Source organism: Streptomyces sp. NPDC012474 (genome assembly GCF_042955185.1).
Lineage (GTDB): Bacteria > Actinomycetota > Actinomycetes > Streptomycetales > Streptomycetaceae > Streptomyces > Streptomyces cahuitamycinicus.
Map to the genome: position 1 here is coordinate 1,022,273 of NZ_JBIBEP010000001.1, position 14,182 is coordinate 1,036,454.

Here is a 14,182-nt window from a genome sequence, read left to right on the forward strand (position 1 = left end):
ATACGCGGGGGGAGGGCCCGGTGATCAGTCACACGCGCACGCGATGATCGGAATCGGCCACGCGGACGTGCACTCGGAAAAACGTCGCGGACCGTGACGATGGTTCCACCAGGTGGCACATCACACATCGCGGACGGACCGGATCAGGCCGACAGTGGGAGCATGCGTGTCTGGCGAAGACGGCGTGGCGCAGGCAGGCACCCCGCCGACGGGACACCCGGCACAGCCGGTCTGCCGCGCGCGGCCCGGGTCCTGCTCGGCTGCCTGCCGGGCGTCGCCGCCGTCGTGGCGCTGGTGCTGTGCGCCCACGGCGTCGAGAACGCCGCCGAGTCCGGCTCCCGCGCCGCCCCGCCCCGCTCCGAAGCCACGCCCTACAGCGCCCCGCGCCCCACCGTCGTGCCGAGAGCGCACTGGCTGGGTGACGCCGCCCGCGCGCAGCCCCGCCCGCGCTACGACGACCGGGTCGCCGCCGTCTTCGTCCACCACACCGACTCGCCCAACGGCTACGACTGCGCCGACGCGCCCCGCATCATCCGCGACCTCTACACCGGCCAGACCGGCACCCGCGACTGGGACGACATCGGCTACAACTTCGTCGTCGACCGCTGCGGCACCATCTACGAAGGCCGCGCCGGGGGCGTGGAGCGCGCCGTCACCGGCGCCCACACCCAGGGCTTCAACCACCGCACCGCGGGCATCGCCGCCCTCGGCACCTTCACCGAGGGCATGCCCGTCCCGCGGCCCCTGATCCGTGCGATCGCCGCGCTGTCCGCCTGGAAGCTGGGCCTGACCGGCACCGACCCGCGCGGGGACGTCCGCCTCGTCTCCAGCAACGGCCTGAGCCGGTACGCGGCCGGCTCCACCGCGCGACTGCCCGCCCTCGCGGGCCACAACGACGGCTACATGACCAGCTGCCCGGGCGCCGCCCTGCACGCCCGCCTGCCCGAGATCAGACAGCTCGCGGCCCGTCTCCAGGGCCGGCCGGACGGTCCACAGCGAGACCACAGCGAACGCGCGGCGCCCTGAGATCCGGCCCCCTGCCGACGCGACGCAGGCCGAGCGGACCCACGCGCACGTCACCAGCAGCCGGCGGATCGCCTGATCAGCCCCTGAAGCGCTCCCACAGCCGGGGATAGCGCTCGGCGAGCAGCCCCTCGTTCTCGAAGTCGAGCGGTGTGCCCTCCGGCTCGGGGGGCGCCGGCGCGATCCCCGGATCGGGGGCGACCACCCCGGTGAGCTGTTCGTAGGCCTCGTCCGCCGCGTAGCCGAGCTCCTCGCCGTCGCCGTCGATCTCCTCGTCGAAGTCGTCCAGCAGCTCGGCGAGGGAGTCCGGGTCGTGCACGGCGCCCTCGAAGACATGGCGGCCCTGGCCGATCAGCCAGCACCGGAAGAAGTCGAAGGCGTCGTCGCTCGCCCCGTCGAGCAGCACCCAGGCGGCGCCCCACAGGTCCCAGCGGTAGGCACGGTTGTAGCGGGACTCGAAGTGCCGGGCGAAGTCCAGGACCGAGTCCGGGTCCTTCTGCGTGAGCCGCTCCACGAGCAGGTCGGCCTGCTCCTCCGGGTCGCCCTCGGCGGCCTCCCGGGTGTCGTCCACCAGCTCCCAGAACTCCGTCTCGTCCATCACGGGTCCAGCATCGGCCCTGGGGCACAGGGACGCACCCGGAGTGCGCGGGATCGTTATGCGCCGGACCCGGGCCGGTAGAGCCGGGCCAGCCGCGCCGCGTCGGCGGCGAACCGCTCGCGCAGACTCGCGGGCTCCAGCACCTCCGCCTCCGGGCCCAGTGCCGCCAGCTGGGTGTGGGCGACCTCCTCGGACTCCACCGGGAGGTCCACCGTCACCCAGCCGCCCTCGTCCGGGGCGCCCGCGTCCGCCAGGGCCTCCCGGGCGGTCAGCGCATCCAGGGCGTACGGCAGTGCGCGCACACCGGCGGGGGACAGCCGCACCACGACCCGCGCCCGCAGGATGGACCGCGCGAACTGCTCCGCCCGCTCCTCCCAGAACGCGGGCAGGTCGAAATCGGGCTCCCGATCGAAGCGCTCACCGTCCGCGTCCACCGCCGTGAACCGGTCGATCCGGTACACCCGGAAGGACCCGCCCCGGGCCACCCGCGCGCACAGGTACCAGACGCCCGCCTTCAGTACGAGCCCGTACGGCTCGAGCTCCCGGACGACCTCGTCCTCCCCGCGCCGGTAGCGGGCACTGATCCGCCGGTCGTCCCACACCGCGTCGGCGACCGCGGGCAGCAGCTCCGGCGTCCTCGGCTCCTTGAACCAGTTCGGCGCGTCCAGGTGGAACCGCTGGGCGGCCGTCCTGGAAGCGTCCCTGAGGGACGGCAGCAGCGCCGCCGACACCTTCAGCTGAGCCGCCGAGGCCGCGTCCTCCAGCCCCATCTCGCGCAGCGCCCCCGGCACCCCGGACAGGAACAGCGCCTCGGCCTCGCCGCGGTGCAGCCCGGTGAGCCGCGTCCGGTACCCGCCTACCAGCCGGTAGCCACCGGCCCTGCCCCGGTCCGCGTACACCGGCACGCCCGCCTCCGACAGCGCCTGCGCGTCCCGGGTGACCGTCCGCTCCGACACCTCCAGCTCACGGGCCAGTTCGGCGGCGGTCATGGAGGGCCGGGACTGGAGCAGCAGCACCATCTTGATCAGCCGGGCAGCACGCATGGCCACATCATGCAGCAGGCCCCCGCCGAAGCGAGGGCCTGCCCGTCACCGGTCCGTTCTCACAGACCGTACTTCGCGCGCGCTTCCTTCACGGCCGTCGCCTTGACCTCGCCGCGCTTGGCGAGCTGGGCCAGGGCCGCGACGACGATCGACTCGGCGTCGACCCCGAAGTGGCGGCGGGCCGCCTCACGGGTGTCCGACAGGCCGAAGCCGTCGGCGCCCAGCGAGGACCAGTCCTGCTCGACCCACTGCGCGATCTGGTCCGGGACCTGGCGCATGTAGTCGGAGACCGCCAGCACCGGGCCCTCGGCCCCCTGGAGCGCCTGCCGCACGAACGGCACCCGCTCCTCGCCGCGCAAGCCGGCCTCGTCCGCCTCCAGGGCGTCCCGGCGCAGCTCGCTCCAGGACGTCGCCGACCACACGTCGGCCGCCACGCCCCACTCCTCGGCGAGCAGCGCCTGCGCCTTGAGCGCCCAGTGGATCGCCGTACCGGAGCCGAGCAGCTGGATCCGCGGGGCGTTGGCCTCAGGCGTGATGCCCGCCGACTCCGCCGTGTTGAAGCGGTACAGGCCCTTGACGATGCCCTCGTCGATCGCGTCGACGGACGGCTTCGCCGGCTGTGGCATCGGCTCGTTGTAGACGGTCAGGTAGTAGAAGACGTTCTGGTCCTCGCCCGGAGCCGCATCGCCGTACATGCGGCGCAGACCCTCCTTGACGATCACCGCGACCTCGTAGGCGAACGCCGGGTCGTACGACAGCGCCGCCGGGTTCGTCGCCGCGATCACGGGGGAGTGGCCGTCGGCGTGCTGCAGGCCCTCGCCCGTCAGCGTCGTACGGCCGGCCGTGGCGCCGACGAGGAAGCCGCGGCCGAGCTGGTCGCCGAGCTGCCACATCTGGTCGGCCGTACGCTGCCAGCCGAACATCGAGTAGAAGATGTAGAACGGGATCATCGCCTCGCCGTGCGTCGCGTACGACGTCGAAGCGGCGATGAAGTCGGCCATCGAACCGGCCTCGGTGATCCCCTCGTTGAGGATCTGACCGTTCTTGGCCTCCTTGTAGTACATCAGCTGGTCGCGGTCGACCGGCTCGTACGTCTGGCCCTTGGGCGAGTAGATGCCCAGGGACGGGAAGAGGCTCTCCATACCGAAGGTGCGCGCCTCGTCCGGGACGATCGGCACCCAGCGCTTGCCGGTCTCCTTGTCGCGGACCAGGTCCTTGACCAGGCGGACGAACGCCATGGTGGTGGCCACGTTCTGCGCACCGGAGCCCTTGTCGAAGGACGCGAACGCCTTTTCCGCCGGGGCGGGCAGCGGCGCGACCGGGTGCACGCGGCGGGCCGGGGCCGGACCGCCGAGGGCGGCACGCCGCTCCTGGAGGTAACGGACCTCGGGGGAGTCGGCGCCCGGGTGGCCGTAGGGGACCACGCCGTCGACGAAGTCGCTGTCCTTGATCGGCAGCTCGAGCAGGTCGCGCATGTTCTTGAACTCGTCCACCGAGAGCTTCTTCATCTGGTGGTTGGCGTTCTTCGACGCGAAGCCCTCGCCCAGGGTGTGGCCCTTGACCGTCTGGGCCAGGATCACGGTCGGCGCGCCCTTGTGCTCGACGGCCGCCTTGTACGCGGCGAACACCTTGCGCGACTCGTGACCACCGCGCGAGAGGTGGAAGCACTCCAGGATCTTGTCGTCGCTCAGCAGCTTCGCCATCTCCACGAGCGCCGGGTCGCCGCCGAAGAAGTCCTGGCGGATGTAGGCCGCGTCGCGGGTCTGGTACGTCTGGATCTGCGCGTCCGGTACCTGTCGCAGACGGCGTACGAGCGCGCCCGTGGTGTCGAGCCGGAACAGCTCGTCCCAGGCCGTGCCCCACAGCGTCTTGATCACGTTCCAGCCGGCGCCGCGGAACTGGGCCTCCAGCTCCTGCACGATCTTGAAGTTGGCGCGGACCGGGCCGTCGAGGCGCTGCAGGTTGCAGTTGATGACGAACGTGAGGTTGTCCAGCTCCTCACGGGCCGCCAGCGCCAGGGCAGCCGTCGACTCGGGCTCGTCCATCTCGCCGTCGCCGAGGAACGCCCACACGTGCGAGGCGGAGGTGTCCTTGATGGCGCGGTTGGTGAGGTAGCGGTTGAAGCGCGCCTGGTAGATGGCGGAGAGCGGGCCCAGACCCATGGAGACGGTCGGGAACTCCCACAGCCAGGGCAGGCGGCGCGGGTGCGGGTACGAGGGCAGGCCGTTGCCGCCCGACTCGCGGCGGAAGTTGTCGAGCTGCTCCTCGTTCAGACGGCCGTCGAGGAACGCGCGGGCGTAGATGCCGGGGGAGGCGTGGCCCTGGATGTAGAGCTGGTCTCCGGAGCCGTCGTCCTCCTTGCCCTTGAAGAAGTGGTTGAAGCCGGTCTCGTACAGCCAGGCGGCGGAGGCGAAGGTGGCGATGTGGCCGCCGACGCCGTACTTGCTGCCCCGGGTGACCATCGCGGCCGCGTTCCAGCGGTTCCACGCGGTGATCCGCTGTTCCATCGCCTCGTCACCGGGCACGGCCGGCTCGGCGGCGGTGGGGATGGAGTTGACGTAGTCCGTCTCCAGGAGCTTCGGCAGCGCGATGCCGGCGCCCTCGGCGCGCTCCAGCGTGCGGCGCATCAGGTACGCGGCACGGTGCGGCCCGGCCGCCTTGGCGACCGCGTCCAGCGAGGCCTGCCATTCGGCGGTCTCCTCCGGGTCCCGGTCGGGGAGCTGGTCGAGCGCGCTCGGCTGGATGGCGTTGGGGTCGGTCATGTCGCCGCCTTCCTCAGTCGAAGGGGGTTCCCTCACGTAAGGGGATCGGGGGTGCCCTTTGTCTTTGGCAGGACAGGGCTGGGGCTTGGGTGGCAAGCCCGTCGGTGACTGTAACCCGCTGATCGATGATCGATCAAAGGGTTGAGCGGCAAAACCTCTTGATCACGAGAAAATAGGCACGGGGTGCCTCAGGCCATGGCACGCGGTGACTGGCGTGTGAGCGGTTTCCGCAGGTCGGAGGCGTATGAGCGAGGGTGTGCTCGGGTGTCACGCCCGGGGCGCACAACCCAGGACGTGGGCCTTCACGAGTTCTGCGATGCGGGGGTCGCGGCGCTTGAACGCGGCGACGAGCTCCTCGTGCTCCTCCGCGTACGACTGCTGCCGGGTGCCCAGCCAGCGGATCGACAGGGCCGTGAACACCTCGATGCCGAGGCCTTCCCAGGTGTGCAGCAGGACGGAATTGCCCGCGGCACGCACGAGTTCGCGGTGGAAGGCGACGGTGTGGCGGACCTGAGCCGTGCCGTCGGAGCTGCGGTCGGCCTCGTACAGGGCGCTGACGTGGGGTTCCAGTGCCGAGCAGTCCTCCGCGAGGCCCTGGGCGGCCAGCTCCGCGGCGATGGCCTCCAGACCGGCCCGGACCGGGTAACTCTCCTCCAGGTCGGCGGCCGTGAGGTTGCGGACGCGCACGCCCTTGTTCGGAGCGGACTCGATCAGGCGCAGCGACTCCAGCTCGCGCAGGGCCTCGCGGACCGGGGTCTGGCTGACCTCCAGCTCGGTAGCGATCCGGCGCTCCACGATCCGCTCGCCCGGCTGCCAGCGTCCGCTGATGATCCCCTCCAGGATGTGCTCGCGGATCTGCTCGCGGAGCGAGTGGATGACGGGCGCGGTCATGAGGGCTCCTTAGACGGGATTGACGTTTAGACAATACGGCCGGTTCGCTCCGCGGGTGAGGTGGCTGGGGGCGCTCTGGCGCAGGTGAGACGAGACTTACACGGGGGTGCGGGGTGGTTGTGGGCTGCGGCGCCGTCGCGGCCCGTCATGCCCACGCGGCGGAGCCGCACATCGACACAGCCCCGCGCCCCTGGATACGACGGTGCCCCGCCCGGAAGATCCGGACGGGGCACCGATCAGCCGTGGAACCCGAGGTCAGAGGCCGAGCTCGACCTCGAACTCGCCCGCCTCCAGGATGGCCTTGACCGCCGTCAGGTAACGGGCGGCGTCGGCGCCGTCCACCAGGCGGTGGTCGTAGGACAGGGTCAGGTACGTCATGTCGCGGACGCCGATGACCGGGCCGTCCTCCGTCTCGATGACGGCCGGACGCTTGACCGTCGCACCGATGCCGAGGATCGCGACCTGGCCCGGCGGCACGATGATCGTGTCGAAGAGCGCGCCGCGCGACCCGGTGTTGGAGATGGTGAAGGTCGCGCCGGACAGCTCGTCCGGGGTGATCTTGTTGGCGCGGACCTTGCCCGCCAGGTCGGCCGTGGCCTTGGCGATGCCGGCGAGGTTGAGGTCACCGGCGTTCTTGATGACCGGGGTCATCAAGCCCTTCTCGGAGTCCACCGCGATACCGACGTTCTCGGTGTCGAAGTAGGTGATGGTCCCCTCGGCCTCGTTGATCTTGGCGTTGATCGGCGCGTGCGCCTTCAGCGCCTGGGCCGCGGCCTTGACGAAGAACGGCATCGGGGAGAGCTTGACGCCCTCACGCGACGCGAACGCGTCCTTGGCACGGGCGCGCAGCTTCATCAGACGCGTGACGTCGACCTCGACGACCGAGGACAGCTGCGCCTGCTCGTGCAGGGCCTTGACCATGTTGTCGCCGATGACCTTGCGGATCCGCGGCATCTTGATGGTCTGGCCACGCAGCGGGGACGCCTCCAGCACCGGGGCCTTCTTGGCGGCCGACGGGGCGGCGGCCGGAGCCGGAGCAGCGGTGGCGGCCTTCGCGGCCTCGGCGGCGGCGATGACGTCCTGCTTGCGGATCCGGCCACCGACACCGGTGCCCTTGACGCCGGCCAGGTCGACGCCGTTCTCGGCGGCGAGCTTGCGCACCAGCGGGGTGACGTAGGCGCCGTCGTCGGCCGGCTGGGCGGCGGCCGGAGCGGCCGGGGCCTGCGCCGGAGCCGGGGCGGGCGCCGGAGCGGCCGGGGCCGGGTCGGGAGCCGGGGTGACCTGCTGCTGCGGGGCCGGAGCCGACGGAGCCTGCGGAGCCGGAGCGGCCGGGGCCTGCTGGGCCGGGGCGGGCTGCTGCGGCGCCGGGGCCTGGGCGGGCTCGGGCTGCGCCGGGGCTGCCGGGGCCTCCTGTGCCGGGGCGGCGGCCGGAGCGGCACCCGCCTCGCCGATGACGGCGAGCTTGGCGCCGACCTCGGCGGTCTCGTCCTCGCCGACCACGATCTCCAGCAGCGTGCCGGAGGTGGGGGCGGGGATCTCGGTGTCGACCTTGTCCGTCGACACCTCCAGCAGCGGCTCGTCGGCCTCGACGCTGTCACCGACCGACTTCAGCCAGCGGGTGACGGTGCCCTCGGTTACGGACTCGCCGAGCGCGGGCAGGACGACGTCCGTGCCCTCGGCGGAGCCGCCGCCGGCGGCGGCGTCGGCGGTGGGAGCGGGCGCCGGGGCGGCCTGCTCGGTGGACGGGGCGGCCGGAGCCGGCTCTGGGGCGGGCTCGGAGACCTGCTCGGCCTCCGGGGCCGGGGCGGCGGCGGGCGCGCCGCTGCCGTCGTCGATCAGGGCCAGCTCGGCGCCGACCTCGACCGTCTCGTCCTCGGCGACCTTGATGGAAGCCAGGACACCGGCGGCCGGCGAAGGAATCTCGGTGTCGACCTTGTCGGTCGACACCTCGAGCAGCGGCTCGTCAGCCTCGACGCGCTCGCCCTCGGCCTTCAGCCAGCGGGTGACAGTGCCCTCGGTGACGCTCTCGCCGAGCGCCGGAAGGGTTACGGAAACCGCCATGGTTTCGGTTGCTCCTTACGGAAAGTGCGGAAGTCTGTGTCGTCGCGTTCGTCGACCGAGGGATCAGTCGTGCGCGTGGAGGGGCTTGCCGGCCAGGGCCAGGTGGGCCTCGCCGAGCGCCTCGCTCTGGGTGGGGTGGGCGTGGATGAGCTGAGCGACCTCGGCGGGCAGCGCCTCCCAGTTGTAGATCAGCTGGGCTTCGCCGACCTGCTCGCCCATGCGGTCGCCGACCATGTGGACGCCGACGACGGCACCGTCCTTGACCTGGACGAGCTTGATCTCGCCCGCGGTGTTCAGGATCTTGCTCCTGCCGTTGCCCGCGAGGTTGTACTTGAGCGCGACGACCTTGTCCGCGCCGTAGATCTCCTTGGCCTTGGCCTCGGTGATACCCACGGAGGCGACCTCCGGGTGGCAGTACGTCACCCGCGGGACGCCGTCGTAGTCGATCGGAACGGTCTTCAGACCGGCCAGGCGCTCCGCCACCAGGATGCCCTCGGCAAAGCCGACGTGCGCGAGCTGGAGGGTCGGGACGAGGTCACCGACGGCGGAGACGGTCGGCACGTTCGTGCGCATGTACTCGTCGACCAGGACGTAGCCGCGGTCCATCGCGACGCCCTGCTCCTCGTAGCCCAGGCCCTGGGAGACCGGGCCGCGGCCGATGGCGACCAGCAGGACCTCGGCCTCGAACTCCTTGCCGTCGGCGAGGGTGACCTTGACGCCGTCCTGGGTGTACCCGGCCTTCTGGAAGAAGGTGCCCAGGTTGAACTTGATGCCGCGCTTGCGGAACGAGCGCTCCAGGAGCTTGGAGGAGTTCTCGTCCTCGACCGGGACGAGGTGCTTCAGGCCCTCGACGATCGTGACCTCGGTGCCGAAGGACTTCCACGCGGAGGCGAACTCGACGCCGATGACACCGCCGCCCAGGATGATCGCGGACTTGGGCACGCGGTCCAGGACGAGGGCGTGGTCGGAGGAGATGATCCGGTTGCCGTCGATCTCCAGGCCGGGCAGCGACTTCGGCACGGAGCCGGTCGCGAGCAGGATGTGGCGGCCCTCGACGCGGCGGCCGTTCACGTCGACGGAGGTCGGGGAGGACAGTCGTCCCTCACCCTCGATGTACGTCACCTTCCGGGAGGCGACGAGCCCCTGCAGGCCCTTGTACAGGCCCGCGACCACGCCGTCCTTGTACTTGTGGACCCCGGCGATGTCGATGCCCTCGAAGGAGGCCTTCACACCGAACTGCTCGCTCTCGCGGGCCTGGTCGGCGATCTCGCCCGCGTGCAGCAGGGCCTTGGTGGGGATGCATCCCCGGTGCAGGCAGGTGCCGCCGACCTTGTCCTTCTCGATCAGGGCGACGTCCAGGCCCAGCTGCGCCCCGCGCAGGGCCGCGGCGTAACCACCGCTGCCACCGCCGAGGATCACTAGGTCGAAAACGGTGCTGGCGTCGTTCGCCACGTCACGTCCTCCATGCATGTGCGCCGTGAGCCGGTCTTCAGTGACCGGCAGGCGGCTGGTGTCCGGCCGCTCGTTCTTCGGCCCTTCGGTGGGGCCCTGTCCTGCCGAGCCCCATCTTCGCACTTGTCGACACACAAAGAGACGCCGGGCTGCTGTGTGAGACACCCCACGTTCAGATGAGCCGGACCCCCGAGGGAGCACGTGCCCCGAAGTGGCGCGGGGCCGTGTCCGACTGCGGCTCCGCCGCGCGGGCGCGAGCAGCGTCCGGGGTGGGCCTGTGGCCGAAGGCGGATCGTGCCCGAAGGGGCGCGGGGAACTGCGCGAACAGCCCCCACGCCCCCGCACTCGCCACACAGCCGGCGAGACCGAGCTCTCGGGCCGGGCTCAGCCCAGATCGCCCGCAGCCGTCAGCTCGGCCAGCCGCACCAGCGTCCGCACGGCGGTCCCGGTGCCACCCTTCGGCGTGTACCCGAAAGGCCCGCCCTCGTTGAAGGCCGGCCCGGCGATGTCCAGGTGCGCCCAGGTGATGCCCTCGCCCACGAACTCGCGCAGGAACAGACCGGCGACCAGGCCGCCGCCCATCCGCTCACCCATGTTCGCGATGTCGGCCGTGGCCGAGTCCATGCCCTTGCGCAGGTGCTCCGGCAGCGGCATCGGCCACGCCGGCTCGCCGACCTCCTCGGCGGCCTCGCACAGCGCGGCGCGGAACGCGTCGTCGTTGCCCATGATCCCGAACGTCCGGTTGCCCAGCGCCAGCACCATCGCCCCGGTCAGCGTCGCCACGTCCACGATCGCGTCCGGCTTCTCCTGCGACGCCGCCCACAGGGCGTCCGCCAGCACCAGCCGGCCCTCGGCGTCGGTGTTGAGCACCTCCACCGTCTTGCCGCTGTACATCCGCAGCACGTCACCCGGACGGGTCGCGGAACCGGAGGGCATGTTCTCGGCCAGGGCGAGCCAGCCGGTGACGTTGACCTCCAGGCCGAGACGCGCGGCGGCGACGACCGCGGCGAACACCGAGGCCGCGCCGCTCATGTCGCACTTCATCGTCTCGTTGTGACCGGCCGGCTTCAGCGAGATGCCGCCCGAGTCGTAGGTGATGCCCTTGCCGACGAGGGCGAGGTGCTTCTTCGCCTTCGAGGAGGTGTAGGACAGCTTCACCAGGCGCGGCCCCGCCGCGGAGCCCGCCCCGACGCCGAGGATGCCGCCGTAGCCGCCCTTGACCAGGGCCTTCTCGTCGAGCACCTGCACCTTGATGCCGTGCTCCTTGGCCGCGGCCTGGGCGATCGCGGCGAACGACTCGGGGTTCAGGTCGTTCGGCGGGGTGTTGACCAGGTCGCGGGCGCGGTTGAGCTCCTCGGACACGGCCACGGCCCGCTCGACGGCGGCCTTGTACGCCTTGTCGCGGGGCTTGCCGCCGAGCAGGGCGATCTCGGCGAGGGGCGCCTTGCCGTTCTTCGCCTTGGGGTCCTTGCCGTTGTCCTTGTAGGCGTCGAAGGAGTACGCGCCGAGCAGCGCGCCCTCCCCGATCGCGGCGGCGTCGGCGACGTCGTCCAGCGGCAGTGCGAAGGCGGCCTTCTTGGATCCGGCCAGGGCGCGGGCGGCGACACCGGCGGCCTTGCGCAGGGCCTCGGTGTCGTACTCGGCGTCCTTCTCCGGGACCGCGCCCAGGCCGACCGCCAGGACGAGCGGTGCCTTGAAGCCGGACGGCGCCGGCAGCTTCGTCACCTCGCCCTCGCCGCCGGAGGCGCCGAGCGTCTCCAGGACGCCGGCCAGCCTGCCGTCGTACGCCTTGTCCACGGCCTCGGCGCCCGGTGCGACGACCGGTCCCTTGGCACCCTTGGCGACACCGATCACGATCGCGTCGGCCCGCAGGCCGGGCGCCGCGGCGGTGCTGAGAGTGAGAGCAGTCACGGTGGTGAAATCTCGCTTCCGGTGTGAAGTTGCAGTGGTCGAACGGTGTGGGTCGACCGGGCCCGACAGCCGACCCTATTCCGACCCCAGGGTCCGGGCCTCACGGGGCCTTCCCCGGTGCGGCGAACACTCGACGACGAGACTACGCGCGTGGCCCCGTTCGCTCATTCCTGCGGGCGTTCACCTGTCGGTGGCGTAGTGGCCATTTCTTGATCCTCCATGTCGGTGAACTGAGTCACACTCGTCGCGATCCGGTGAGCGTCCTGCTCGCCGCTTTGCATGATTTCCACGGGTCCTCCTCTGTTCGAACTCAAGAGGATTCCTGGGATCTTCTGGGGGAGGAACCATGGCGCAGCGTGCGCGCGGATGGAGAAGGACGGCCGCCGCGATGACGGCGGCAGGCGTGATCACGGCCGGGGCGACAGCGCCCGGGGCGGCGGCCGCGGAGGAACCACGCATCGATCTGAAGGTGCTCGTGGTGGACAACGGCGACAGCCCCGTGAAGGCCGTCACCGCCCAGCTCAGAAGCACGGGCGTCCCGTACACGACCATCGACCTGAACGACTCCGGCCGACCGAAGATCACGGCCGCGTTCCTGAGCGACACCGTGAACGGCCGGCCCCGCGCCAAGTACCAGGGCGTCGTCCTGCCCAACGAGGCCCCGTTCGGCGCGGACTCCGCCGAGCAGACCGCGCTGGAGACCTACGAGCGGACGTACGGCATCCCGCAGGTCGACGCCTACACCTGGGCGCACCCGGGGGTCGGCCTCGACTACACCGGTGAGGGTGGCTGGGCGGGCACTCTTGACGGCCACGCGGCATCCGTCACCGCGGCCGGGAAGGCCGGCTCCTTCGGCTATCTCGACGGCGCGTTCCGCTTCGAGGACAACGCCCCGGCCGTGCAGGAGAGTTACGGCTACGCAGCCCGGCCCCGCACGGGCTTCACCAGCTACGTCGACATCCCCGTGCCCGGCGGCACCGGCCGCGGCAGCCTCGTCGGCGAGTACGCCCACGACGGCCGCCGCGAACTCGTGGTGACCTTCGCCTACAACAACAACCAGCAGCAGTTCCGGTTGCTGGCGCGCGGCATCGTCGAGTGGCTCACCCAGGGCGTGCACCTGGGCCGGACCCGTAACTCCTTCGCGGTGCACGTCGACGACGTGTTCGCCCCGGACAGCCGCTGGGACACCGAACGCAACTGCACCCCGGGCGACTTCGACTGCGCGGGCGGCGACGGCGAGGGTACCGCGCCGATCCGCATGACCGCGGACGACGCCGCCTACGCCGCCCAGTGGCAGCGCGAGCACGGCTTCACCATGGACATGGTCTTCAACGCCGGCTCCGGCGAGGAGTGGAAGACCGAGCACGGCGGCACCGACGCCCTCACCACCCGGCTGCTCGCCGACAAGGCGCGGTACCGCTGGGTCAACCACACCTACACGCACCCGTTCCTCGGCTGCGTCCAGGACACCTCGAGCGTGCCGTGGAGCTGCGCGAAGAACGCCGACGGCTCGACGAAGTACATGAGCCGCGCCGAGATCGCCGCGCAGATCCGGGACAACCACGCCTGGGCCGTGAACAAGGGCCTGCCCGTCGACCGCACCGAGCTGGTCACCGGCGAGCACTCCGGCCTGAAGACCCTGCCGCAGCAGCCGGACGACAACCCGAACCTGGCCGGCGCCCTCGCCGACACCGGCGTCAAGTGGATCGCCTCGGACAACTCGCGCGAGCCCGGGCAGCGGGCGGTCGGCAAAGCCCTGACCGTCCCGCGCCACCCGATGAACGTGTACTACAACGTGGGCACGGCGGCCGAGATGGCCGACGAGTACAACTGGGTCTACACCTCGCGCGGCGACGGCGGCAGCGGCGTCTGCGAGGACAACCCGACGTCGACGTGTCTCGACGAGCCGCTCGACCCGGCCACGGGCTACGCCGAGCACATCGTCCCGCAGGAGGCCCGCACCGCCCTCGGGCACGCCCTCGCGGGCGATCCCCGGCCGCACTACGCGCACCAGTCCAACCTGGCCGAGGACCGGCTGCTCTACCCCGTCATGGAGAAGGTGCTCGCCGACTACCGGGCGCTGTTCACCGACGGCACCCCGCTGGAGAACCCCCGGCACAGCGCGATCGGCACCGAAGTGCAGCGCCGCGCCGCCTGGCAGAGCGCCCTGGCGGACAACCGCGTCACGGCGTACCGCATCGGGAGAACGGTCACGGTCACCGCCCCGTCCGGCACCCAGATCCCGGTGACCGCCCCGGAGGGCACGAAGAAGCAACTCGTGCTGGGCACGACGGCGTTCGGCACCCCGTACGCCGGAGCCCGCTCCGCCTGGACGACCCCGGCAGCGCTCCAGTCGGCTCTCACGCTGAAGCTGCCCTAGAGGGGCGCGGGGAACTGCGCGACCAGCCGCGACGGGCCCGCCTCGGGCCCCGGCAGCAGTT

At 71.5% G+C, this 14,182-nt stretch carries 10 protein-coding genes; 2 read left to right on the forward strand and 8 right to left on the reverse strand.

The features are described from left to right. The first annotated feature begins 162 nt into the window (after positions 1-162). Positions 163-1,026, forward strand: a complete 864-nt coding sequence (locus ACFY9S_RS04550; protein WP_391122774.1) for an N-acetylmuramoyl-L-alanine amidase — start codon at positions 163-165, stop codon at positions 1,024-1,026. 76 nt (positions 1,027-1,102) lie between these two features. Here ACFY9S_RS04550 and ACFY9S_RS04555 read toward each other — a convergent pair whose 3' ends face one another. From ACFY9S_RS04555 to ACFY9S_RS04590, 8 genes are all read right to left on the reverse strand, one after another. Continuing rightward, entirely contained in the window at positions 1,103-1,621 is a 519-nt protein-coding gene (locus ACFY9S_RS04555) for a DUF4240 domain-containing protein (protein WP_391122969.1), read from the reverse strand. Between the two features lie 56 nt (positions 1,622-1,677). Next, on the reverse strand, positions 1,678-2,664 hold the full coding sequence (locus ACFY9S_RS04560) for a WYL domain-containing protein (protein WP_391122777.1): 987 nt from the start codon (positions 2,662-2,664) through the stop codon (positions 1,678-1,680). A 59-nt stretch (positions 2,665-2,723) separates the two neighbouring features. After that, positions 2,724-5,426, reverse strand: coding sequence for a pyruvate dehydrogenase (acetyl-transferring), homodimeric type (gene aceE / locus ACFY9S_RS04565; protein WP_391122780.1), 2,703 nt, complete (start codon positions 5,424-5,426; stop codon positions 2,724-2,726). Between the two features lie 267 nt (positions 5,427-5,693). Continuing rightward, the gene (locus tag ACFY9S_RS04570) at positions 5,694-6,317 is read right to left on the reverse strand and encodes an FCD domain-containing protein (protein ID WP_391122783.1); all 624 of its coding nucleotides are present in this window, start codon (positions 6,315-6,317) and stop codon (positions 5,694-5,696) included. Between the two features lie 255 nt (positions 6,318-6,572). After that, a complete protein-coding gene (sucB, locus tag ACFY9S_RS04575) occupies positions 6,573-8,378 on the reverse strand; it encodes a 2-oxoglutarate dehydrogenase, E2 component, dihydrolipoamide succinyltransferase (RefSeq protein ID WP_391122786.1) in 1,806 nt (601 codons plus the stop codon). A 63-nt stretch (positions 8,379-8,441) separates the two neighbouring features. Continuing rightward, positions 8,442-9,830: a dihydrolipoyl dehydrogenase gene (lpdA, locus tag ACFY9S_RS04580; protein WP_391122789.1), complete on the reverse strand. Its 1,389-nt coding sequence runs from the start codon at positions 9,828-9,830 to the stop codon at positions 8,442-8,444. Positions 9,831-10,214: 384 nt separating this feature from the next. Next, positions 10,215-11,741 carry a leucyl aminopeptidase gene (locus tag ACFY9S_RS04585; RefSeq protein WP_391122792.1) on the reverse strand — a complete coding sequence of 509 codons (1,527 nt, stop codon included), beginning with the start codon at positions 11,739-11,741 and terminating at the stop codon, positions 10,215-10,217. Positions 11,742-11,905: 164 nt separating this feature from the next. Next, entirely contained in the window at positions 11,906-12,031 is a 126-nt protein-coding gene (locus ACFY9S_RS04590; protein ID WP_391122795.1) for a hypothetical protein, read from the reverse strand. Between the two features lie 56 nt (positions 12,032-12,087). Between ACFY9S_RS04590 and ACFY9S_RS04595 the strand changes: the two genes are divergently transcribed. Next, complete coding sequence (locus ACFY9S_RS04595; protein ID WP_391122798.1) at positions 12,088-14,121, forward strand: hypothetical protein; 2,034 nt, start codon at positions 12,088-12,090, stop codon at positions 14,119-14,121. Positions 14,122-14,182 lie beyond the last annotated feature (61 nt).